At 74.2% G+C, this 21435-nt stretch carries 19 protein-coding genes; 5 read left to right on the plus strand and 14 right to left on the minus strand.

Annotated elements, in window-relative coordinates; genetic code table 11:
- Positions 1–16: 16 nt before the first annotated feature.
- Positions 17–1438, plus strand: coding sequence for a cellulase family glycosylhydrolase (locus tag J4557_RS20310; protein WP_208268293.1), 1422 nt, complete (start codon positions 17–19; stop codon positions 1436–1438).
- Between the two features lie 45 nt (positions 1439–1483).
- On the opposite strand, the gene J4557_RS20315 is transcribed toward J4557_RS20310, so the two are convergent.
- Positions 1484–2740 carry an MFS transporter gene (locus tag J4557_RS20315; protein WP_208268294.1) on the minus strand — a complete coding sequence of 419 codons (1257 nt, stop codon included), beginning with the start codon at positions 2738–2740 and terminating at the stop codon, positions 1484–1486.
- Positions 2741–2842: 102 nt separating this feature from the next.
- On the opposite strand from J4557_RS20315, the gene J4557_RS20320 reads away from it, so the two are divergent.
- A complete protein-coding gene (locus J4557_RS20320) occupies positions 2843–3718 on the plus strand; it encodes a LysR family transcriptional regulator (RefSeq protein ID WP_208268295.1) in 876 nt (291 codons plus the stop codon).
- Between the two features lie 10 nt (positions 3719–3728).
- Here J4557_RS20320 and J4557_RS20325 read toward each other — a convergent pair whose 3' ends face one another.
- The 3 genes from J4557_RS20325 to ahcY (J4557_RS20335) form a co-directional block, all read right to left on the minus strand.
- The gene (locus J4557_RS20325) at positions 3729–4307 is read right to left on the minus strand and encodes a hypothetical protein (protein WP_208268296.1); all 579 of its coding nucleotides are present in this window, start codon (positions 4305–4307) and stop codon (positions 3729–3731) included.
- A gap of 4 nt (positions 4308–4311) precedes the next feature.
- Positions 4312–5568 (minus strand): adenosylhomocysteinase, encoded by a 1257-nt coding sequence (gene ahcY, locus J4557_RS20330; RefSeq protein WP_208268297.1) that lies wholly within the window; start codon positions 5566–5568, stop codon positions 4312–4314.
- Positions 5569–5636: 68 nt separating this feature from the next.
- Positions 5637–7067, minus strand: a complete 1431-nt coding sequence (gene ahcY / locus J4557_RS20335) for an adenosylhomocysteinase (RefSeq protein ID WP_208268298.1) — start codon at positions 7065–7067, stop codon at positions 5637–5639.
- Between the two features lie 214 nt (positions 7068–7281).
- On the opposite strand from ahcY (J4557_RS20335), the gene J4557_RS20340 reads away from it, so the two are divergent.
- Both J4557_RS20340 and J4557_RS20345 read left to right on the plus strand, forming a co-directional pair.
- On the plus strand, positions 7282–7665 hold the full coding sequence (locus J4557_RS20340; RefSeq protein WP_208268299.1) for a MerR family DNA-binding transcriptional regulator: 384 nt from the start codon (positions 7282–7284) through the stop codon (positions 7663–7665).
- A 72-nt stretch (positions 7666–7737) separates the two neighbouring features.
- Complete coding sequence (locus J4557_RS20345) at positions 7738–8277, plus strand: hypothetical protein (RefSeq protein ID WP_208268300.1); 540 nt, start codon at positions 7738–7740, stop codon at positions 8275–8277.
- Here J4557_RS20345 and J4557_RS20350 read toward each other — a convergent pair whose 3' ends face one another.
- From J4557_RS20350 to J4557_RS20380, 7 genes are all read right to left on the minus strand, one after another.
- The gene (locus tag J4557_RS20350) at positions 8278–8949 is read right to left on the minus strand and encodes a response regulator (protein ID WP_208268301.1); all 672 of its coding nucleotides are present in this window, start codon (positions 8947–8949) and stop codon (positions 8278–8280) included.
- A gap of 36 nt (positions 8950–8985) precedes the next feature.
- On the minus strand, positions 8986–10590 hold the full coding sequence (locus J4557_RS51700) for a sensor histidine kinase (protein WP_307800096.1): 1605 nt from the start codon (positions 10588–10590) through the stop codon (positions 8986–8988).
- 423 nt (positions 10591–11013) lie between these two features.
- Complete coding sequence (locus tag J4557_RS20360) at positions 11014–11991, minus strand: cation diffusion facilitator family transporter (RefSeq protein ID WP_208268302.1); 978 nt, start codon at positions 11989–11991, stop codon at positions 11014–11016.
- Positions 11992–13170, minus strand: a complete 1179-nt coding sequence (locus J4557_RS20365; RefSeq protein ID WP_307800098.1) for a bifunctional phosphoglucose/phosphomannose isomerase — start codon at positions 13168–13170, stop codon at positions 11992–11994.
- Positions 13167–13349 carry a Trm112 family protein gene (locus tag J4557_RS20370; RefSeq protein ID WP_208268303.1) on the minus strand — a complete coding sequence of 61 codons (183 nt, stop codon included), beginning with the start codon at positions 13347–13349 and terminating at the stop codon, positions 13167–13169. Before J4557_RS20370 ends, J4557_RS20365 begins: the two co-directional genes overlap by 4 nt.
- A 7-nt stretch (positions 13350–13356) precedes the next feature.
- Positions 13357–14712, minus strand: a complete 1356-nt coding sequence (locus tag J4557_RS20375) for a phosphomannomutase/phosphoglucomutase (protein WP_208268304.1) — start codon at positions 14710–14712, stop codon at positions 13357–13359.
- A 108-nt stretch (positions 14713–14820) separates the two neighbouring features.
- Positions 14821–15198: a DUF3499 domain-containing protein gene (locus tag J4557_RS20380; protein WP_190860159.1), complete on the minus strand. Its 378-nt coding sequence runs from the start codon at positions 15196–15198 to the stop codon at positions 14821–14823.
- Between the two features lie 266 nt (positions 15199–15464).
- Here J4557_RS20380 and J4557_RS20385 point away from each other — a divergent pair, with 266 nt between their 5' ends.
- Complete coding sequence (locus tag J4557_RS20385; RefSeq protein WP_208268305.1) at positions 15465–15893, plus strand: metallopeptidase family protein; 429 nt, start codon at positions 15465–15467, stop codon at positions 15891–15893.
- A 38-nt stretch (positions 15894–15931) separates the two neighbouring features.
- On the opposite strand, the gene J4557_RS20390 is transcribed toward J4557_RS20385, so the two are convergent.
- The 3 genes from J4557_RS20390 to J4557_RS20400 all read right to left on the minus strand — a co-directional run bounded on the left by J4557_RS20390 (position 15932) and on the right by J4557_RS20400 (position 21190).
- Complete coding sequence (locus J4557_RS20390; protein WP_208268306.1) at positions 15932–17374, minus strand: DUF5719 family protein; 1443 nt, start codon at positions 17372–17374, stop codon at positions 15932–15934.
- 1 nt (position 17375) lies between these two features.
- Positions 17376–20741: a glycosyltransferase gene (locus tag J4557_RS20395; protein ID WP_208268307.1), complete on the minus strand. Its 3366-nt coding sequence runs from the start codon at positions 20739–20741 to the stop codon at positions 17376–17378.
- Positions 20742–20974: 233 nt separating this feature from the next.
- Positions 20975–21190, minus strand: coding sequence for a WhiB family transcriptional regulator (locus J4557_RS20400; protein ID WP_171064042.1), 216 nt, complete (start codon positions 21188–21190; stop codon positions 20975–20977).
- Between the last annotated feature and the right edge of the window lie 245 nt (positions 21191–21435).

The following is a 21435-nucleotide window of genomic DNA, read 5'->3' on the forward strand; positions in this document are numbered from 1 at the left end:
ACGTTCAGGAGGCGGGATGCGCGTCCGCAGTGCCCTCGGCCGGATCACCCTGACCACCGCGCTGGCCCTCGCCGGGACCGCGGGGACCGCGGCGGCCGGAGCCCACGCGCACGCGGACGCCGCGCCGCCGCCTACCATCACCGACGACCAGGGCCGCACGCTGATCCTGCACGGACTCAACACCGCCAGCAGCGCCAAGGGCGACAGCGGCCTTCCGTGGATCGACCGGGACGACGTCGTCCGCGAGGCCCGCGAGATGGGCACCGATTCGGTGCGGTACCTGATCCTGTGGAGGAACGTCGAGCCGAAGCCCGGGCAGTACGACGACGCCTATCTCGACGAGGTCGCCAAGCGGGTGGCCTGGTACCGGGAACAGGGCATGCACGTCATCCTCGACATGCACCAGGACATCTACGGCCCGGACGCGTGCAAGGGCGCAGGGGACGGCGCCCCCGCCTGGGCCACGATCACCGACGGACTGCCCTGCACGCCCCAGGACCCGTGGGTCCTCACCTACCTCCAGCCCGCGATCCTGCGCGCGTACGACAACTTCTGGAACAACACCGGGAAGCACCCGGAGCTGATGCAGCGGTACACGGCGATGTGGCAGCACGTGGCGAAGCGCTTCGCCAGGGACCCCGCCGTCCTGGGCTACGACCTCATGAACGAGCCGTTCGGCGGGACCCGCCAGTTCGGCTTCTTCGAGGGCCCCATCCTGACCCCCTTCTACCAGCGCGTCGTCAACGCCATCCGCAAGGTGGACCGGGACAACTGGGTGTTCGTGGAGCCCGAGGCCCTCGGCTCCAACGAGGGCGCCGAATCGTCCATCGCCCCCGTCAAGGACCCGCGCCCAGGGACGCCCCGCATCGTCCTGGCGCCGCACTTCTATCCGGGCGGGGTGGACCTCGGCGGCGCCTACAGCGGCGCCACGAAACTCCTCATCCAGGCACAGTTCGCGCTGTGGAAGCGCAACATGCCCGCTGCGGCACGCCGTCTGAACGCTCCGATGTGGCTCGGTGAGGTCGGCGGCATGGGCCAGGACGCGCCCGGTGCGGCGGACTTCACCGGCGACTGGCTCTCCATGGCGGACGACCTGGGCATCGGCTGGTCCTACTGGTCCAACGACCCGGGTTCCACGGGCGTGACCGATGGAAAGGGCAATCCGACGCTCTTCACCAAGCTGTTGGCCCGGCCCTATGCCAGAGCCATAGCGGGCACCCCGGTGACGATGTCGTACTCCTCGCCGACGCTCACGGTCTCGTGGCGGAACAAGGCCGGCGTGTCGGGCCCCACGGAGATCTGGTTCCCGTCCACCCCGAAGGTCACGTCGACCGATCCGGCCGGGAAGTGGCGGACGGCCTGGGACGCGGGCCGTCACGTCCTGTCCGTGTGGGCCGACCCCAACACCGCGTCCCACACCGTCACCGTCACGCCGTAGCCCTCAGCCGGCCTATGGGCCCGTGTAAGCCTTCCACCACGCCGGTCAGCGTCCGGCGTGGTGCGGGGAGCGGTCCCGGCCGGACTCCGCAGCGCCCCCGGACGTCCCGCGCCGTTCGAGTCGGAGGAGTGCGACCAGGGCCGCCAGCGCGAGCACCGCGACGGCCGCCGTGAACGCCACGGCGGCGTCGCGCAGCCCGAACGCCTGGGCGGCGGCCCCGACGAGGATCACCGGCAGGGAGATCCCTGCGTAGGCGGTGAGGAAGAAGCTCGACACCGTCTGAGCGCGCTGCGCGGCCGGAGTGCCGGCGGTGACGGCGGCCAGCCCGGCGCGGAAGCCGAGACTCTGCCCCAGCCCCACCACGACGGTCCCGGTGACGAGCAGCGGGAGGGACTCGGCCAGGAGCGCGCCGGCTATCGCGGCAAGCCCCGCGACGAGGACCCCGCAGCCCGTGGGCAGCGCGATCCGCTCCGGCACCTTGGCGAACAGCACCTGCCCGGCCGTGGACGCGCCGAACATGGCGAACACCACGGCGCCCGTGAGGGCCCTGTCGGGACGGTGCAGCACGGTGGCGAGGATCCCCGGCACGACGGCGGTGACGAGGCCGAAGACGGCGAACGCGGCGAACGCGGCGACGGCCGCGGGCACGAACACCGGCCGCACCTCGGCCGGCACCCCGGGCCGTTGCGCCCGGGGCCACGTGACCCGGGGTTCGCGGATGGTCTCGGGCGCCACCAGCACGGCCACCAGCGCGAACGCGAGGACGACGAGGTCCACGGCGAACGGCAGCCGCAGCGGATGCGGCGCGTACTCGGCGAGGAGCCCGGCGAGCAGCGGGCCGCTGCCGAGCCCGAACATGTTGACGGCCGCCGCGAGCAGCGCCGCCGCGCCGCGGCGTTCCGGCCGGACGAGTTCGACCAGCGTGACCGTCCCGGTCGCGGTGACGACCCCCGCCGACAGGCCCGACAGCACCCGCGCGGCCAGCAGGACCGGGACGTCGCCGGCCACCAGGTACACCACGGCGGCGATCATCGACACCGCCACGCCCCCGAGCATCATGCGGCGTCGGCCGAGCGCGTCCGAGGACCGTCCGAACAGCAGCGCGAAGATCACGCCGGCCGCGTAGACGGCGAAGACGACGGTCGTGACGAGGCTGCCGAAGCCGAGCTGCCGCTGGTAGATGGGGTACAGCGGCGTCGCGAGCGTGGTGCCGAGCATGACGGCCCAGAACGCGTACGCCATGCACGCCGGGCCGGCCGCCCTTCGCAGGTCGCGCCGCGAACCTTGCCCCCGAATCCCCATCAATCCGCTCCTTCCACCCAGAACACCCTTCCCAGGGTGGCGGCCGGAACCATCATCAGTCCAACACATGGCTCCCATGCTCATCATCGGTACAGTCGATCCATGGAGCTGCGCCAGCTCGAGCACTTCGTCGCCGTCGCCGAAGAACTGCACTTCACCCGGGCCGCCGCGCGCGTCCACGTCGTGCAGTCCAGCCTGTCCAGCTCGATCGGCGCCCTCGAACGCGAACTCGGCTCCCGGCTGTTCACCCGCACCAACCGCCGCGTCGAGCTGACCGAGGCGGGCCGCGCGCTGCTGCCGTCCGCGCGCCGCGCGCTGGCCGCCGCGGAGAGCGGCCGCGACGCCGTCGCCGGGGTCCGCGGGCTGCTGCGCGGCCGGCTGACCATCGGCGCGATCCAGACCCTCGGCGTCCTGGACCTGCCCGCGCTGCTCGCCCGCTACCGGCGCCGCCACCCCGGCGTCGCCCTCCGGCTGCGGCACGCGGGCGCGGCCGCCCTCGCCCGCGAGACCGCCGCCGGACGGATCGACCTCGCGTTCGTCGACCGCGCGACCGGCGAGCCCCGGCTCGCCGAGCACCCGCTCGGCGGCGACCGGCTCGTCCTCGCCGTCCCCCGGACGGACCCGCTGGCCGCCCGCGGCGCGATCCGCCTCGCCGACCCCGCGCTCGCCGCCCGCGACTTCGTCGAGTACCGCGCGGACTCGGCGCTGCGCGCCCAGATCGACGCCGCCTGCGCCGCCGCCGGCCTCCGCCGCCGGGTCGCCGCGGAGGTCGACACCATCCAGTACCTGGTGGAACTCGTCGGCCATGGGCTGGGCGTGTCGCTGCTGCCGCCCCAGGCCCTCCGGAGCGCGGCGGACCGCGTCGCCGCCGTCCCGACCGATCCGCCGCTGCACCGCGACCTCGTCGCCGTCACCCTCGCCGCGCGCCCCCTGCCGCCCGCCGTGGACGCCCTGCTGGCGCTCCTTCCGGACCAGTGAGCGCCAGGAGTCAGGCGAGGAGGTTCGGCGGCGACTCCAGGTCGGTGAGTTCCACGCCCGGAGCCGCCACGGCGACGTCACCGGCCAGGTACAGGGACTCCGCCTCGCCCGTCGCCAGATCGGTGATCTCGTACTCCGTCACGGGCAGCGGCTCGGTCTCGGTCTCGTAGGAGGACGTCGCGCCCCGGCGCCACCGCCACAGCACCGTCAGCGCCGACAGCGACGTCCCGCTCAACCGGACGAGGCGGACATCGGCCGCGGCGCCCTCGTCCAGCTCCAGGGAACGCGCCACCGCGACGAGGAACCCCGGCGAGCCGGACACGAAGCCCGCCGCCCGCTCCCCGTGCTCGGTGCCCGACTCCCCCGCCGCGCGCACCCACGCCAGCTCCGGCCCGGTCAGCCCGCCGCGCAGCCACCACCCGGGGGCGACGACCTCGACGCGGATCTGCCGCCAGCGCGCGTCCACGACGAGGTCCAGGCGGACGCCGTCGTCCCGTCGCGACGTGTAGCGCCAGCCGCCGGGCCCGGGAGCGCACTGGAAGCGCTCCTCGATCCCCTCGTCGACATGGAGGTACGTCCCGGACGGCACGGGGTCAGGACCCGATGCGCCAGGAGTGCAGGTAGTCCTCCTGGTCTGGGGTGAGCAGGTCGATGGAGATGGCCATGGACGCCAGCTTCAGCCGGGCCACCTCCGTGTCGATCTCCTTGGGGACGTCGTGGACGGCGGCGGGCAGCGACGCGTGCGCCGTCGCGAGCCACGCGCACGTGAGGGCCTGGTCGGCGAAGGACATGTCCATCACCGCGGCCGGATGGCCCTCGGCGGCCGCCAGGTTGACGAGGCGCCCCTCGGCCAGCAGGACCAGGCGGCGGCCGTCGGCCAGGACGTACTCGTCCGTCTGCGGGCGCACGCCGTGGTGGACGGCGACCGCCATCTCCTCCAGCGCGCGCACGTCGATCTCGACGTCGAAGTGGCCGGAGTTGGCGAGGATGGCGCCGTCCTTCATCAGCGCGAGGTGCTCGGCGTTCACCACGTCGCGGTTGCCGGTGACGGTGATGAACACGTCGCCGTCCACCGCCGCCTCGGCCATCGGCTGCACGGCGAAGCCCTGCAGCGCCGCGTCCAGCGCCTTCACCGGGTCGATCTCGGTGATGACGACACGGGCGCCCAGCCCCCGCGCGCGCTCGGCGAGGCCCCTCCCGCAGTAGCCGAAGCCCGCGATGACCACCGTCTTGCCCGCCAGCAGCGTGTTGGTGGCGCGGATGATGCCGTCCAGCGTCGACTGCCCGGTCCCGTACCGGTTGTCGAACATGTGCTTCGTATCGGTGTCGTTGACCGCGACCATGGGGAACCGGAGGGCGCCCTCAAGGGCCATCTGGTGGAGGCGTATGACACCCGTCGTCGTCTGCTCGCAGCCGGCCTTCACCGTGGGCAGCAGATCGGTGCGATCGGTGTGGAGCGTGTTGACGAGGTCGCAGCCGTCGTCCAGCACCAGGTCGGGGCCCGTCTCCAGCGCCTGGTGGATGTGCGCGTAGTAGCCCTCACGGTCGATGCCCGCGCGCGCGAAGACCTCGGTGCCGTCCTCCTGCACGAGCGCGGCGGCCGTGTCGTCCTGCGTGGACAGCGGGTTGGACGATGCGAGCGCCACGCTCGCCCCTCCCGCCTGCAGGGTCCGGATCAGGCAGGCCGTCTCCGTCGTGATGTGCATGCACGCCGCGATCCGCAGGCCGTCCAGCGGGCGCTCCTTGGTGAACCGCTCCCGGATCTGCCGCAGCACGGGCATGCTCCGGTCGGCCCACTCGATCCGCTTGACGCCCTCGTACGCCAGCGACACGTCCGCGATATCGCTCATCCGTCCCCCTCAAGGCACAAACCGCCGCACGGCCCGGGGCCGTGCGGCGGTCCGAACGCTACAGGCGATCAGTAGCGGTAGTGGTCCGGCTTGTACGGGCCCTCGACGTGGACGCCGATGTAGGCGGCCTGCTCCTTGGTGAGCGTGGTCAGCTTGACGCCGAGCGCGTCCAGGTGGAGGCGGGCGACCTTCTCGTCCAGGTGCTTCGGCAGCACGTACACGCCGACCGGGTACTCCTCGGTCTTGGTGAACAGCTCGATCTGCGCGATGACCTGGTTGGTGAACGAGTTGGACATGACGAACGACGGGTGGCCGGTGGCGCAGCCGAGGTTCATCAGCCGGCCCTCGGCCAGCACGATGATCGAGTGGCCGTCCGCGAACCGCCACTCGTGCACCTGCGGCTTGATCTCGATCTTCTCGATGCCGTCGGTCTTCGCGAGCCCGGCCATGTCGATCTCGTTGTCGAAGTGGCCGATGTTGGAGACGATCGCCTGGTGCTTCATCCGGGCCATGTGGTCGGCGCGGATGATGTTGAAGTTGCCGGTGGTGGTCACGAAGATGTCGGCGATCTCGACGACGTCGTCCAGGGTGGTGACCTGGAAGCCGTCCATCGCGGCCTGCAGCGCGCAGATCGGGTCGATCTCGGTGACGATGACGCGGGCGCCCTGGCCCTTCAGCGCCTCGGCGCAGCCCTTGCCGACGTCGCCGTAGCCGCACACCACGGCGACCTTGCCGCCGATCAGCACGTCGGTGGCGCGGTTGAGGCCGTCGATGACCGAGTGCCGGCAGCCGTACTTGTTGTCGAACTTCGACTTGGTGACCGAGTCGTTGACGTTGATCGCCGGGAAGGCGAGGGTGCCGGCCTTCGCCATCTCGTACAGGCGGTGGACGCCGGTGGTGGTCTCCTCGGTGACGCCCCTGATGGCGGCGGCGGTCTCGGTCCAGCGGCCCGGCTTCTCGGCGATGGTGCGGCGGAGGGTGTCGAGGATGATCCCCCACTCCTCCGGGTCGTCCTCGGTCGCCTGCGGGACGGCGCCTGCCTTCTCGTACTCGGCGCCCTTGTGGACGAGCAGGGTCGCGTCGCCGCCGTCGTCCAGGATCATGTTCGGGCCGGAGCCGTCCGGCCACTGGAGGGCCTGGTCGGTGCACCACCAGTACTCTTCGAGCGTCTCGCCCTTCCAGGCGAACACCGGGACGCCCTTCGGGTCCTCGGCCGTGCCGTCCTTGCCGACGACGATCGCGGCGGCGGCGTGGTCCTGGGTGGAGAAGATGTTGCAGGACACCCAGCGGACGTCGGCGCCGAGCTCCACCAGCGTCTCGATCAGCACGGCCGTCTGGATCGTCATGTGCAGCGAGCCCATGATCCTGGCGCCGCGCAGCGGCTTGGCGGCGGAGTACTCCTCGCGCACCGCCATCAGGCCCGGCATCTCGTGCTCGGCGAGCCGGATCTCCCGCCGGCCGAAGTCCGCCAGCGAAAGGTCGGCGACCTTGTAGTCCATGCTTTCGTTGCTCCTTGTCTGCTTTCTCGCAGCAGGGTCCGCTTTGCAGCAGGTCCGCTCGCACGCGGCAGGTCCACTTGTGCCCGCGGGTCGCGTCGTTCGTCCGCGAGGACCGGCCCCGCGGGCCGGCCGACCCGGCCGAGTCTACGGGCGGGGACGGTCCGGAGGCACGGTCGGGGACGCATTTCTCACACGAATTTGTCAGAATCGACCCATGCGCATCACGGAGGCCGCCCGGCGGCTCGGCACCTCGCCCCGCATGCTCCGCTACCGGGAGACGCTCGGGCTGCTGCCCGCGACCCGCGACCCCGCACCGGCCGCCGCCGGGACGGGGCGCGGCGGCGGCACCGGACGCGGCGGCGGGCACCGGCGGTTCGGCGACGCCGAGCTGCGCGCCGTCGCGCTCGCGCTGGCCCTGGAGAAGCGCTACGACATCGGTCCCGCCGAGCTGGCGTTCGGGCTCCGCGTGCTCGCCGAGCCGCAGGTCCAGGCGCACGTCCGGGAGCTGGGCGAGCGCATCGGCCGGCTGTCCGCGCCGCCCGCTCGGGCGCTGGACTTCGAGAAGGAGAAGGCGCTGCGGCTGCTGCGCCGCCGGTAGCGGGCGGGCCGCCGGACTCCGCTCCGCCGCCGGCGGCCACTACCATCCCGCTGGACGGACGGGAGGCGGCGCGTGAAGAACTGGCTCTACGGGGTGCTCGGCCTCGTGCTCGGCATCGGACTGTTCGTGGGCGGCGTGTCGTCGATGCCCGGCGGCGCGGTGAAGTGCGGCGAGCGCGTGATGTCGCCGGGCGACAGCTGCACCACGCTCCGGAACGGGCGCGCCACCCACCGCTCCTACGACGAGCAGAAGTCCAAGGACGGCCGCGAGGCGATCATCATGATGATCGTCGGGCCGCTGCTGGCGGTCGGCTGCGGCGTGATCTTCCTCGGCCCCGCCGTCATGCGCCGCCGCAAGGGCACGGCGTACACGCCGGCCCCCGGCGCCGGCCCCGCGTACGGCGGCCCCGCCCCCGGACACCCGTCCGGCCCCGGATACGGCGGCCCCGCCCCCGGACACCCGTCCGGCCCCGGATACGGTGGCGCTCCGCCCGGGTACCCGCCCGTTCATCCGCCCGCGCCGAACGCCCGGCCTGCCGACCTCCCGCCGCCGCCGAACAGCGGGCCGTACCCGCCGCCGAACAACGGGCCGTACCCGCCGCCGAACGGCTGATCAGGTCGCGTTCTCTCCCGGGACGACCACGCCGGACTCGTAGGCGAGCATGACGGCCTGGGCCCGGTCGCGCAGGCCCAGCTTGGTGAAGACCCGGGCCACGTGCGTCTTGACCGTGTGCTCGCTGACCACGAGGCGGGCGGCGATCTCGGCGTTGGACAGCCCGCCCGCGATCAGCACCAGCACCTCGCTCTCCCGGGCCGTCAGCGTGGACAGCTCCGACGGCGCCTGCGGCCGGCTCCGCCGCTGCTTGGTGAACTCCCGGATCAGCCGCCCGGTGACCTGCGGCGCCAGCAGCGAGTCGCCCCGCGCGACGACCCGGACCGCGGAGACCAGCTCGTCGGCGGTCGCGTCCTTGAGCAGGAAGCCGGACGCGCCGACCGCGAGCGCCTCGTAGACGTACTCGTCCACGTCGAAGGTGGTGAGGACGAGGACGCGGACGCCTTCGGAGCCGGGCTGCGCGAGGATCCTGCGGGTGGCCTCGATGCCGTCCATCCCGGGCATCCGGATGTCCATGACGACGACGTCGGGACGGCCCCGCTCGGCGAGCGCGACCGCCTGCCGCCCGTCGCCGGCCTCGCCGACGACGGTGATGTCCTCCTGCGCGTCGAGGAGGGCGGCGAATCCGGCGCGGACGATGGTCTGGTCGTCCACCACCAGCACCCGGATCACCGGCGGGGCTCCGGTCCGGAGCGGGCGAGAGCGCGGTCAGCGGCGGCCGGGGGGCGCCTCGGAACCGTGTCCACTGGTGGAATTCCCCTCCCTCGTCAGCGGAAGCTCGGCCTCCACCAGGAACCCGCCGTCGGTCGCCGGGCCGGCGGAGAACCGTCCGCCCAGCATGGTCGCACGTTCCCGCATGCCGACGAGACCGTGTCCGCCGCCCGGCCCGCCGCCGGGGCCGCCGGTCGGCGGCCGCGCGCCCTCCAGCCGGGTCGGACCGGCCGGGCCCGCGCCGGCGGGGTCCAGTACCGCGGTACGGGCGGCGGGATCGTCCCGGTTCAGCACCCGCGTCGATCCGGCGGAGCCGTCGTCGCGGACCCGGACCGCGAGCCGGTCGGGAAGGAAGGTGAGGTCGACGTGCACCCCGGCGCCGGGCGCGTGCCGCCGCGCGTTCGTCAGCGCCTCCTGGACGATCCGGTACGCCGACAGCTCCACCGTGGTGGACAGCGCCCGCGGGTCGCCGTGCACGGCGAGGTCGACGACGCCGCCCGCGCCGCGGTGCTGCTCGATCAGGTCGGGGAGCCGGTCGAGGCGCGGCTGCGGGGAGTTCGCGGCCTCCGGCTCGGGCTTGGCGTCGGCGCGCAGCACGCTGAGCAGCCGGCGCATCTCCACCAGCGCCTCCCGGGCCGTCCTGGCGATCTCGGTGTACCCGGCGCGGGCCTCGGGCGACAGGTCGTCCATCGTGTACGGGGCGGTCTCCGCCTGCACGGCGATCATGGAGACGGAGTGCGCGACGACGTCGTGCAGCTCGCGGGCGATGCGGGCGCGCTCGCGCATGACGGCCTGCTCGCGCTGGACGGCGGTGAGCCGGGTGAGGGTCTCGTTGGTCCGCTCCTCCGCCTCCGCCTCGGTGCGGCCCGCGGACTCGACGGCGCGGCGCGCGTCGCCGAGGCCGATGGCGGCCAGCACGGCGACGACCGCGGCCGGCCAGGGGACGTCGTCGAGGGTGCCCGTGGCGAGGTAGACGACGGCGACGGTGGCGACGCTCCCGGCCGCGAGGACGCCCGCGGACTGCCGGGGCAGCTGCCGGCCGAGCGCGTACAGCGTGTAGAGCGCCGCGAACGCGGTGGTGATCAGCAGCTGCTGGCCGGTGAGCAGCCCGGCCGCGAACGCGCCGAGGACGACGGCCGCGACGGGCCGCAGGTTCTCGCGGCGCCAGACCAGCGGGACCGTCGAGGCGACCGCGAAGCCCCCGGCGAGGCTAAGCGGGGACCCGGTGCTCGGCGCCAGCTCGGCCAGCGCGGCGATGGTCAGCGCGAGGCCGGTGAGCGGGGCGAAGTACCAGGCGCCGGTGAACTCGCTCCAGGTGTTGATCCAGCGGGGCAGCGGCGCCGTCTCACCGGCGGGACGGGGCGGTGCGCCCGGCACGCCGGGCGGCACGCCGGGAGCGGGCCCGCGGCCCGCGCCGTTCAGCCGGGCGCCGAGCCTGACGGCGAGCGGCCGCAGCAGGTGCCCGATGCCGGTGAGGACCCAGAGCAGCAGCTGCCCCACCCCCGCCACGATCCGGCCGGACAGCCGCCACGCCTGGTGCGCGAGGGCTGGGCCGAACCCCGCGGGGTCGGGTCCGGTCCGGGCCTTGTCATCGGTGGTCACTTCTCAATACTGACCGCTGTCGGAGCTCATCACCTCACCGTGCGGTGGTATGCGCACGGCCTGAATCCCCCTGGAGGACGACCCCCGATCCCTCCTTGGGGGGGACGTGCGGGCGACCGGCGGAGACGTAATGTCTTAACCGTGACCGCGACGGCGGCACTGCCGACATAGGGGGTTCGGCGGGGTCGCCGCGGTCACGCCAACCGCCCGGTTTCAGGGGTCCGGGCGGGGAAGCATGGGAAGCACCTCGCCGGACGGCCGCGCCGCCCGCCTCCGCGGAGGCATTCGCCGGTCTCGCCTGGGCTGGGGTTCGGCCGGCAACAGGTTCCGGCCGCCCGGCGAGGGATCCCATGCGGCCGCCCGTGGCGGCCCGGACGGGGCCGCCGCCGGCCCCTCGACGCGGCCCCGAAGGGGCCGCCTTCCTCACACGCTCTCGCCCGCGCCCTTCTCGACCGGTTCGCCGGGCCCAGGGGCGGGGGCGTGCCTGCGGTCCGCCTCGTCCAGCGCCGGCTCCAGGTAGATCATGCCCGCCTCGGGGACCAGCGCGCGGACCTTCGCCTCGGCCGCGTCGATGCCGCGGGCCACCTCGGCGGCGGTGTCGTCGTGGTAGACGGCGATCTTCGCGGCGATCAGCAGCTCCTCCGGGCCGAGGTACTCGGTCCGCATGTGGATGACGTGGTCGACCTGCTCCACCGACTCCAGCGCGTCGATGATCCGCTTCTCCTGGTCGGCGTCGACGCCCTCGCCGATCAGCAGGCTCTTGGTCTCGATCGCCAGCACCGTGGCGACCAGGCCCAGCAGGACGCCGATGCCGACGGTGCCGATGCCGTCCCAGCGCCCGTCGCCGGTCGCGACCGCCATCGACACGCCGAACAGCGCGAGGACCAGGCCGATCAGCGCCGCCGCGTCCTCCAGCAGGACGACCGGCAGCTCGGGCGCCTTCGCGCGGCGGATGAACGCCCACCACGACGTGCCGGCGCGCAGCTGGTTCGACTCCTTGATCGCGGTGCGGAAGGAGAAGCCCTCCATCCCGATCGCGATGATCAGCACCGCGAACGCCCAGATCGGCGACTCGACGTCCGCCGGGTGCAGGATCTTGTGGTAGCCCTCGTACAGCGAGAACGCCGAGCCGACGGTGAAGAGCACGACCGCGACGACGAACGCGTAGAAGTACCGCTCCCGCCCGTAGCCGAACGGGTGCTCGGGCGTCCGGTCGCGTTCGGAGCGCTTGCGGCCGAGCAGCAGCAGCCCCTGGTTCCCCGAGTCGGCGACCGAGTGGATCGACTCCGCCAGCATCGACGACGACCCCGTGAACGCGAACGCGACCATCTTCGACGCGGCGATTCCGAGGTTGGCGGCCAGGGCCGCGATGATGGCCTTCGTCCCACCCTCAGCACTCATCTAGGCAATCCTCGCTTTGAGCTCTTGAATGGCCGGCACGGGCGTCGGGTCGACGCCCAGCGTGATGGCCAAGTAAACCGTGACATAGTCCGCCAGCGCGATCATTGTCGCGATCCTCTCGAGCGGGTGGTCGCCCTCGGCGAGGATCTCGGTCACCGCGACGCCCCGGTTCCGGGCCAGCTCGACGGACGCCTCGCGCCGCTTGGCGGTCTGCGGATGCTCCTCGGTGTCGCGGAGCACGACCAGGTGCAGGCCGTGCTCCGCGTCCTCGGCGCGGTCGCGGAAGAAATCGTCGTTGTCGGGGTGTGTGGGGGCCGGCCCCCACAATGACGCGTCGGGATCGGCCGGCGCGCCGCCGCCCGCGAACAGGCCGTCGAACGCCATCACCTGGTTGTGGTCCGCCTCCGGCAGGCCGCCGAAGACGCCCGGGTACTTGGCGTTCTCGTTGAGCTGGCAGCACATCCGGTACGCGGCCGTCTCGGCGAGCGGGGACGTCCCCCACACCAGCGGGACGTCGCCGGCGAGGTCCAGCGCGATCCGCTTCGCCGGGTTCACGAACGGCTCGCTGTCCGGGCGGCACCGGTGCGCGACGTCCTCCAGGCGGGCCGCCGTGGACTCCAGCACCGCGTCGGGGACGTCCGTCAGGCCGAGCGTGCGGGCCGCGACGAGCAGCGGGACGGTGAGACCCCACAGCGTCGACCGCGGCTGCCCCACCGACCGCACCGGGACGAACACGCCCCGGCTGCGGGCGGCGAGATCGGCCAGCGGCGAGCCCGCCCCGCCGACGCACAGCAGCCGGCAGCCGCGCCGGGCCGCCTGCGCCGCCACCTCCAGGGTCTCCTCGGTGGAGCCGGAGCACGACACCGCGATCACCAGGTCGGCGGCGCCGACCCAGCCGGGCAGCCGGTACCCGCGGACCGTCGTGACCGGGACGGGGCAGCCGAGCCCGCACACCGCCGCGAGGACGTCCCCGGAGATCCCGGAGCCGCCCATCCCGGTGACCACGACCGCGCGGGGGCGGCCGTCCTCGGCGAGCGCCGCGACGCCGGCCTCCTCCGCCGCGCGCCGCGCCTCCCGGATCTGCGCCGCGGACGAGGCGACCTGCCGCAGCATCCCGCCCGGATCGGCCGCCTCGACGTCCCGTGCCTCCTCCAGCCGTCCCGGATCGAGCGTGCTCACGAAGCCGGGGCCCGGGCCTCGTCGACGAGGAGGACGGGGATGTCGTCGCGGACCGGGTAGGCGTAGCCGCAGGAGCCGGTGCACACCAGCTCGGCGGCGGCTTCGTCGGCGCGGAGCTCGCCGCCGCAGTTCGGGCAGGCCAGGATCTCCAGCAGCCAGGAGTCCAGCTTCATGGTCATAGCAGCGTCACTTCTCCCTCACGATGGCCAGGACCTCGTCGCGGATCGCCGCCATGGTGGCCTCGTCGCCGGCCTCCGCGTTGAGGCGCAGCAGCGGCTCGGTGTTGGACGGCCGCAGGTTGAACCACCATCCGGCGGCCTCGTCCCCGACGGTCAGGCCGTCCAGCTCGTCGATCGTAACGCCGGGGCGGCCGGCGAACGCCTCGCGGACCTTGTCCGCCGCGGCGTCCTGGTCGGCGACCTCGCTGTTGATCTCGCCGGACGCCGCGTACCGCGTGTACTCGCCCAGCAGTTCCGACAGCGGCCCGTCCTGCTCGCCCAGCGCGGCCAGCACGTGCAGCGCGGCGAGCATGCCGGAGTCGGCGAACCAGAAGTCGCGGAAGTAGAAGTGCGCCGAGTGCTCGCCGCCGAACACCGCGCCCGTCTCCGCCATCGTCTGCTTGATGAACGAGTGCCCGACCCGGGTCCGGACGGGGGATCCGCCGTTCTCGGTGACGATCTCCGGGACGGCCTTCGAGGTGATCAGGTTGTGCACGATCGGGGCGCCCGGGTGCTTGGCCAGCTCCCGCACCGCGACCAGCGCGGTGATCGCGGACGGCGCGACGATCTCGCCGCGCTCGTCCACCACGAAGCAGCGGTCGGCGTCGCCGTCGAAGGCGAGGCCGATGTCGGCGCCGGTCTCGCGGACCTTGGCCTGCAGGTCGCGCAGGTTCTCCGGCTCGATCGGGTTGGCCTCGTGGTTGGGGAAGGTGCCGTCCAGCTCGAAGTACAGGGGGACGAGGTCGATCGGCAGTCCCTCGAAGACGACCGGGACGGTGTGGCCGCCCATGCCGTTGCCCGCGTCCACGACGACCTTGAGCGGGCGGACAGAGGACAGGTCGACCAGCGTCTTGAGGTGGTCGGCGTAGCCGTGCAGGACGTCGCGCCGCGACACCGTGCCGGGCTCCCCGCCGTGGGCCGGGACGCCGTTCTCGACCATCTCGCGGATCTCGGTGAGGCCGGTGTCGCGGCCGACCGGCTTGGCGCCCGCCCGGCACAGCTTGATGCCGTTGTACTTCGCCGGGTTGTGGCTGGCGGTGAACATCGCGCCGGGGACGTCCAGGTCGCCGCTGGCGTAGTAGAGCATGTCGGTCGAGCCGAGGCCGGCCTCGATCACGTCCGCGCCCTGCGAGGTCGCGCCGCGCGCGAACGCGGCGGCGAGCGGCCCGGACGACTCGCGCATGTCGTGCGCGGTGACGATCGCGTCCGCCCCGGTCACCCGCACGAACGCCGCGCCGGCCGCCTCCGCGACCGCCGCGTCCAGCTCGTCGGGCACGACACCGCGGATGTCGTACGCCTTGAAGATCTTGGCGAGGTCGCCCACTCCTGCTCCCCTGTACGCAAGTGATGACCGAAAGTCGACGGGACCACCGAGCCTACCGGGAAGCGCGGCGGCGGCCCGAGCCGGTGCCGGTCGTGGGCGTGACCGGGGTCACTCCTGCGGCTGGGTGCCCGCCGGTTCGGAGCGCAGCACGCGCAGGTGGCCGCGGCGGCCGACCTCGGTGCCCTGCCCGACGGGCTCCTGCCCGGGGGCCGGCGCGGGGCGGGCGGCCTCGCGGACGGCGTCGGCGAGCGCCTCGAGGTCGTCGGCGCTCGGCTCGGTCTCCTCCTCGACGGGGAGCCGGACCAGCTCCCAGCCCATGGGGGCGGTCAGCCGCTCCGAATGCTCCGCGCACAGGTCGTAGCAGTGCGGCTCGGCGTACGTGGCGAGGGGCCCCAGGACAGCGGTCGAGTCGCGGTAGACGTACGTGAGCGTGAAGACTGCGGGCGCCTTGCAGGCGGTGCGGGAGCAGGTGCGGACGGGGCTCACGATGGCCGACCGTACCTCGCTCCCGCCGCCTCCGCCACCACCCGGGCGCACGTGTCGCCGTTACCGGCCGATTTCCGGGGTAACAACTACATACCGTGTGGACCCGAACCCTCACCGTGGGGCCGCTGTCGGGGGCGCCGTGCGGTCGCTGTCCGAGGCGCCGTGCGGTCGCTGTCCGGGGCGCCACGTTGGTGTTCCCGATGCGGAGACGGGTGTTCCTGGTGCGGGCGCCGGGGTTCGCGTGCGGCGGGAGGTAACCTGAGGGGGTGCGATCCCGTGAGGCAGGCGTACGGCGCCGCGATCGGCACGGTCGCGGGCTCCGTGGCCCTCTGACGCCCCCGCAGGCGCCGGTCTCCCGAACCCGCGCGGAGAAGTTCGACGACCTCGTCCACGACGAGGTGCGGCGGCTCGGCGCGCGCTGGGGCAGGGAGCTGGCCGGTGTGGAGTTCGGCGTCGAGGAGGTGCCGGACGTCGAGCCGTGGTTCGACGGCCCCGTCCCCCTCGGCCGGACCGTCCCCGCCGACGGCGCCCGTCCCCTCCGCATCGTGGTGTTCCGGCGTCCCGTGGAGGCGCGCGCGTCGGGCGAGCAGGAGCTCGGCCGGCTGGTGCGCGACCTGCTGGTGGAGGAGGTCGCCGACCTCCTCGGCCTCTCCCCCGAGTCCGTCGACCCGAGCTATGACTCCCCGGACGACTAGCCGACGGCGCCCGGCCGAACATGCACGGCCGATGGCGGCTAGCGGATGAGGGCGGTCTGGCTGCCGCCCGTGGGCGGGAGCCGGACGGTGGTGGGCGCGGGCATCAGCGGCAGCACGGTGAACAGGTAGCCGTCGCCCTTGCCCTTCGCCATGATCCGCGCGGCGTAGACCGGCCCCGACCCCGGCCCGGCCGTGATGACGGCCCCGTAGCCCTTGTCGCCGCCGTGCGGTGCGGCGAGCTTCGTCTCGACGGTGCGTCCCGCGCCGATCTCGACGTTCTGCGGTGCGCCCGCCCCCTGCGCGTCCATCGTGGTGATCTGGACGGTGGCGCGGCCCGCGGGCGCGGTGAGGACGACGGACGCGTCGAACCGGTCGTCGGCGATGACCGCGGAGGCCCCGGACGCACCGCCGAGCGGCTCGGTGGCGGTGCCGTAGGCGACGTCGGCGCCGCGCGAGGCCGCGTACCCGGCGATGATCGGCCGGTCGGAGTCCAGCCGGACGGCGGCGGCGCGGCCGGACAGGGCGCCGGCGAGGTCGACGGAGGTGACGCTCTGCGCGGGCGCCTCCACGATGTCCTGGCCCTGCGGGGCGAAGGCGCCGTCGGCGGTGACGGCCCGCACCCTGATCCGGGCGTCGGCCTCGCCGGGCACCGCGATGACGAGCCTGCGCTGCCCGTCGCCGCCGGGCACGCCGGGGACGACCGCGGACGCGGCGGGCTCGGGCGACAGCGGCAGCCACTCGACGCCCTTCTTCTCGCCGACCCGGACCCGCAGCGACGCCGCGACGCGCCCGGCGGTGGTGTGCACGTGGAGCGCGAGGTCACGGGCCGTCTTGACGATGTCGCCGAGCCCTTCCGGCTGCTCGCCGATCCTGATGACGCTGGTGCCGTACGGGGCGACGGGCGTGGCGAGGCCCTCGGTGGTGTCGAGCGGCCCCTCCCCGGACAGGCCGGTGACGTCGACGGACGCGGGCTGGGCGTCGACGTTGGTGAGGTACAGGTCGAGCCGGTCGGCGGCGAGCGGGCCGGGGCCGAGGAACCACAGGTCGGTGCCGGGACGGGCGCAGCGGGCGCTCGCCAGGCCGCGGTCGGCGCCGCCGGACCAGTGGGTGGTCTGCTCGGCCTCGATCCCGGCGGCGAGGGCGCCGGTGGCCCGGACGGTGTAGGAGTCCTCGGTGGTGCCCGTGTCCTTGTCCCAGCCCTGGCCGGGGGCGGTCATGGAGGCGAGCGGGGAGCCGCCGCGGGTGTCGGCCACGTCGAGGCGTCCGCCGGTCCGCTTCTGCGGGAGGGACTGGAGGGCGACGCGGCCGCCCTCGTGCCCCGGGCAGACCATCACGGCGGCGTCGACGGGCTCGCTGCGCCCCTTGGCCACGGCGTTCCCGGGGCGGGAGAACGACGCGGCGCCGTAGAGGGCCGCGAGGCCGACCAGGACGAGGGCGGCGATGGCGTAGCGCATGCCGAGGAGCTTCAGCACTCGGTCCATGTCAGCTCTGCTCCTCCGAGGCCACGGGTTCGGGCGCCGGCTCGCTCGCGGACCTGGGCTCTGGCAGGGTCCCGGAGGCGGACTCGGGCAAGGCTCTAGAGGCGGGCGCGGGCAGGGCTCCGGAGGCGGGGGCGGGCTCGTCTCGCGGCGGCTCCGCGGTCTCCGGCGTCTCCGAAGGCGGGGCCGGTGCCGGTTCGTGGCGGACGCCGGCGCGGTGCCCGCCGCGGACGCCGCGCCTGGCGCGGCGGCCCCGCCGTTCGCGCCGTTCGCGGTTGCGGTCACCGCCCGGCACGAGGGTGTCGGCCCGTGCGCCCGGCAGCGCCAGGACGGCGACCAGGAGCACCGCCGCGCCCTGGACGACGAGCCACGTGTGCCGCATCAGCATGCCGCGTGCCAGCGTGACCTCGCCGCCGGACGCGGGGACGTCGTAGCCCTGCGCCCATCCGTCGACGGTCCGCGACCTGAGGCCGTGGCCGTTCAGCTCCGCCTTCCAGCCGCCGTCGGCCGGTTCGGCGAGCAGCAGTGTGCGCGCGCCGGTCCCGGCGGGGATGCGCACCCGCGCGTCGATCTTCCCCGCGCGCAGCGGCGTGATCGTGGAGCCCTGCAGGAGCATCATGCGGCCGGAGTTCGCCTGAAGGCGCCACACCGCGAACGATCCCGTCCGGCTGAGCCGCGACAGTTCCGGCGCCGCGTCCAGGACCTTGGTGACGGGGTCGGAGCCGGGGTGCGGCACCAGCACGTACTGGACGCCCATCCGCGACAGCGCCGGGCCGTCGTCGCCCTCCCGGTTCGCGGCCAGGCCCGCGACCAGCTCGTCCAGGCGCCGCTCGCCGGGCCCGTCCGCGAAGGTCTCGGCCTCGCCGAGCCTCGGCCGGTCGCCGCGCAGCAGCGTGTAGGCGACGCGTCCGGAGGCGTCGCCGTGCAGCACGAGCGTGCGCGGCCCGCCCGGCGCCTTGACGAACTCGGGGACGGTGTCGGTGCCGACGGTGCCCAGCGGCCCACCCGCGCCCCGGGCGATCCACGCGCCCGCCGCGAGCAGCGGGGCCGTGAGCGCGGCCAAGACGACGACAGCGCCGCCCGCCTTGTAGATCAGGTGCTTGCCGGCGAGGACCTCGGTGCCGCGCTGGACGGCGGCGGTCGCGGCCAGCAGGACCCCCGCGCCCGCGTAGATCAGGGCGACGCCCGGCCAGGCCGGCGCCGCGTCCGCCCCCTTGGTGACGGTGGCCGCGCCGGTGAGGATCGCGACGAGCAGCCCGGCGACGGCCAGCAGCCACCCCGCGAGGACGGCAGTGCGGCGGCCGCGCAGCGGCAGCGCGCAGACGGCGGCGGCGAACAGCCCGGCGAAGGTCCACCACACGGGCGTGCCGGGGCCGCCGGGGTTCAGGCTGAGCAGCTCGGCGGCCGTCGCGGGCTCGAACGCCCGGTGCAGGCCCGCCTCCAGCAGGAACCGCGACGGGTGCAGCAGCAGCCCGGCCGTCCAGGGGAGCAGCAGCAGCGGCGGGACGGCCAGCGCGATGACGAGGTTGCGGCGGTCCTGCCGGCGGCGCCGGTCGAACAGCGCCCAGACCAGGCCGCCGCCGGCCAGCGCCAGCGGCCACGCGAGCGGGACGAACGCGGTCGCGACGGTCAGCAGCAGCGCGACCGCCCAGGCCGCGCGCGCGGCGCGCTTGCGCAGCGTGGCGGGGTCCGCGGCGAAGCGCGGCAGCCCGTACATGCGGGCGACCTGCACGGCGATCAGCGGGAGCAGGACGAGGACGACCGCGGTGCCGAGCCGGCCGCCCGCGATGGCGCCGGTCGCGGCGGGCAGCAGCGCGTACGCGGCGGCGAACCACACGCGGACGGCGGCGACGGGGATGCGGCGGCCGGCGGAGCGGGCGCGGCGTCCGGTCCGCGGCGGCTCCAGCACCAGGACGCGGGACGCGCGGTAGGCGGTGAGCCCGGCGAGCGGGACGCTGCCGAGCAGCAGGACCGCGACCGCCAGCCACGGTTTGCCGAACAGGACCGTCGACAGCAGCGCCAGGAACCCGACGTACGGCGGGCTGCCCGCGCCCGTGCCGAGACCGACCGGGTGGAAGCCGGACAGGTACTGGTCCCACAGGTCGCTCGCGCCGCCCCACGCGGGCACGAGCGCCCCGCCGCCGAGGCGCGCCGCCCCGGTGATCAGCGACCGCTCCGCCGCGGCGGTGACGGCGGCGAGCGCCAGCACCAGCAGCACGCCGGGGCGGGCGAGCAGCCGGCGGATCGGGCCGGGCTCGTCGGTGATCTCGTCCTCGGACTCCCGGTCGTGCTCGTGCGCGGCGAAGAACTCCGAGGCCGCCTCGGCGCCGCGCCGCAGCGCGACCATCCGGGGCTGGAACCGCCGGACGCTGCGGTGCACGCGCGCCCGGCCCTCGGCGCGGACGGCGCGGGCCCGCCGCAGCCGGCCGGGATCGCGCAGCACGTCGGCGAGCGCGGCGAGCTCCGCGCGCGCGGCGGCGGGCCGCTTGGTGATCGTCAGGACGAGCGCGTGGACCAGCGAGGCCCACACGTTCCGGGCCAGCGTCCGCAGCATCGTCCGGAACGGCTGGTTCGCCAGCAGCGTCCACAGCGCGTTGCGGCGGTCGCGGCGGAGCGGGTGCTCGGAGGTCATCCCGATCTCGCGGAGCCCCCGCCGCGCGGCCTCGGCGTGGTACACGACCGCGTCGGTCGCGACGACGACCCGGTGCCCGGCCGCGTGCGCCCGCCAGCAGAAGTCCAGGTCGTCGCGGAAGATGCCGTACTCGACGTCGAACCCGCCGAGCCGGTCCCACACGTCGCGCCGCACCAGCATCCCGGCGCTGGAGACGGCCAGCACGTCGCGGACGCCGTCGTGCTGGCCCTGGTCGAACTCGCGGCGGTCGACGCCGGTCCAGCGGCGCCCGGCGGCGTCGACGGACGTCCCGGCCTCGCGCAGCACGCGCCGGTCGGCGAAGTCGCGGATCTTGGGGCCGAGGACGGCGATGCCGGGATCGGACTCGGCGGTCCGCAGCAGGTGGCCGAGGGCGTCGTGGTCGGGCACGGAGTCGTCGTGCAGCAGCCAGACCCACTCGGTACGGGGGGTCCCCGGCTCGTCGTCGGGGACGGGCGCGGACGCGGCGTCCTGGCGGAGCGCCTCGGCGACGGCCTCGCCGTAGCCGGTGGTGCGGGGCAGCGTGAGGACGTCGTGGCCGCCGATGACCTCGGCGAGGACGGCGGGGCCGCGGTCGCGGCTCCCGGTGTCCACGGTCACGAGGCGCTGCACGGGCCGCGCCTGCGTCAGCAGCGCCTTGAGCGCCTCGGGCAGCCAGCGCGCGCCGTCATGGGCGACGAGGACGGCCGTGACGACATGGCGATCGAGTGTGGGGGCCAAGGATCGCTCGATCTGTGGGACGACGGGTGATTCCCTGCTGGAACGCAGCAGCCGTGCCGGCCCTGGGGCCGACACGGCTGCTTACTGTACGCGTGGTCGAGCGGGCACGCTTCGGATCCCCGGGATCCGGGCGCCGGCCCGGCCGGCGCGGGCGTCCGGGAGGGGCTCAGCGCGGCGCCGCTCCCCTTCGGCGCCCGCGAACCGGCCGGCCGGTGACCCGCGGGTCGTGGACGTCAGACGGCTTGGCGCTTCAGCTTGCGGCGTTCGCGTTCGGACAGTCCCCCCCAAATACCGAAACGTTCATCGTGCTGCAGCGCGTACTCCAAGCACTCCGTCCGCACCTCGCATGCCCGGCACACCTTCTTGGCCTCGCGAGTGGAGCCGCCCTTCTCCGGAAAAAACGCCTCCGGGTCCGTCTGCGCGCACAGTGCGCGCTCCTGCCAGCCCATCTCTTCGCCGTCTGTGCCGTGCGCCAGCGGGATGACGACCTCGCTCACAGCGCACCTCCTGCCCGTGGAACCCCCTGGTCAATGCCGTCCTCAAGATCTCTCCCCCGGGAAGGCATTGAAACTACACCGACGAAATTACACGCGTGTAGCGCCCGCCCCGTCAAGCGGAACGAGTTTCCAGGGCGACATAGCGGGTTATGTGGGGAAGCGCTCGCCGAACCTCAGATGAAGATCAGTTAATCGGC

Source organism: Actinomadura nitritigenes, from assembly GCF_017573545.1.
Classification (GTDB): Bacteria; Actinomycetota; Actinomycetes; order Streptosporangiales; family Streptosporangiaceae; genus Spirillospora; species Spirillospora nitritigenes.

Bases quoted from the DNA above. Each gene is read 5' to 3' on its own strand.
- J4557_RS20310 (WP_208268293.1), top strand. From the start codon at position 17: ATGCGCGTCCGCAGTGCCCTCGGCCGGATCACCCTGACCACCGCGCTG.
- J4557_RS20370 (WP_208268303.1), bottom strand. From the start codon at position 13,349: ATGACCATGAAGCTGGACTCCTGGCTGCTGGAGATCCTGGCCTGCCCG.
- J4557_RS20360 (WP_208268302.1), bottom strand. From the start codon at position 11,991: ATGAGTGCTGAGGGTGGGACGAAGGCCATCATCGCGGCCCTGGCCGCC.
- J4557_RS20390 (WP_208268306.1), bottom strand. From the start codon at position 17,374: ATGGACCGAGTGCTGAAGCTCCTCGGCATGCGCTACGCCATCGCCGCC.
- J4557_RS20315 (WP_208268294.1), bottom strand. From the start codon at position 2,740: ATGGGGATTCGGGGGCAAGGTTCGCGGCGCGACCTGCGAAGGGCGGCC.
- ahcY (WP_208268297.1), bottom strand. From the start codon at position 5,568: ATGAGCGATATCGCGGACGTGTCGCTGGCGTACGAGGGCGTCAAGCGG.
- ahcY (WP_208268298.1), bottom strand. From the start codon at position 7,067: ATGGACTACAAGGTCGCCGACCTTTCGCTGGCGGACTTCGGCCGGCGG.
- J4557_RS20400 (WP_171064042.1), bottom strand. From the start codon at position 21,190: ATGGGCTGGCAGGAGCGCGCACTGTGCGCGCAGACGGACCCGGAGGCG.
- J4557_RS20340 (WP_208268299.1), top strand. From the start codon at position 7,282: ATGCGCATCACGGAGGCCGCCCGGCGGCTCGGCACCTCGCCCCGCATG.
- J4557_RS20320 (WP_208268295.1), top strand. From the start codon at position 2,843: ATGGAGCTGCGCCAGCTCGAGCACTTCGTCGCCGTCGCCGAAGAACTG.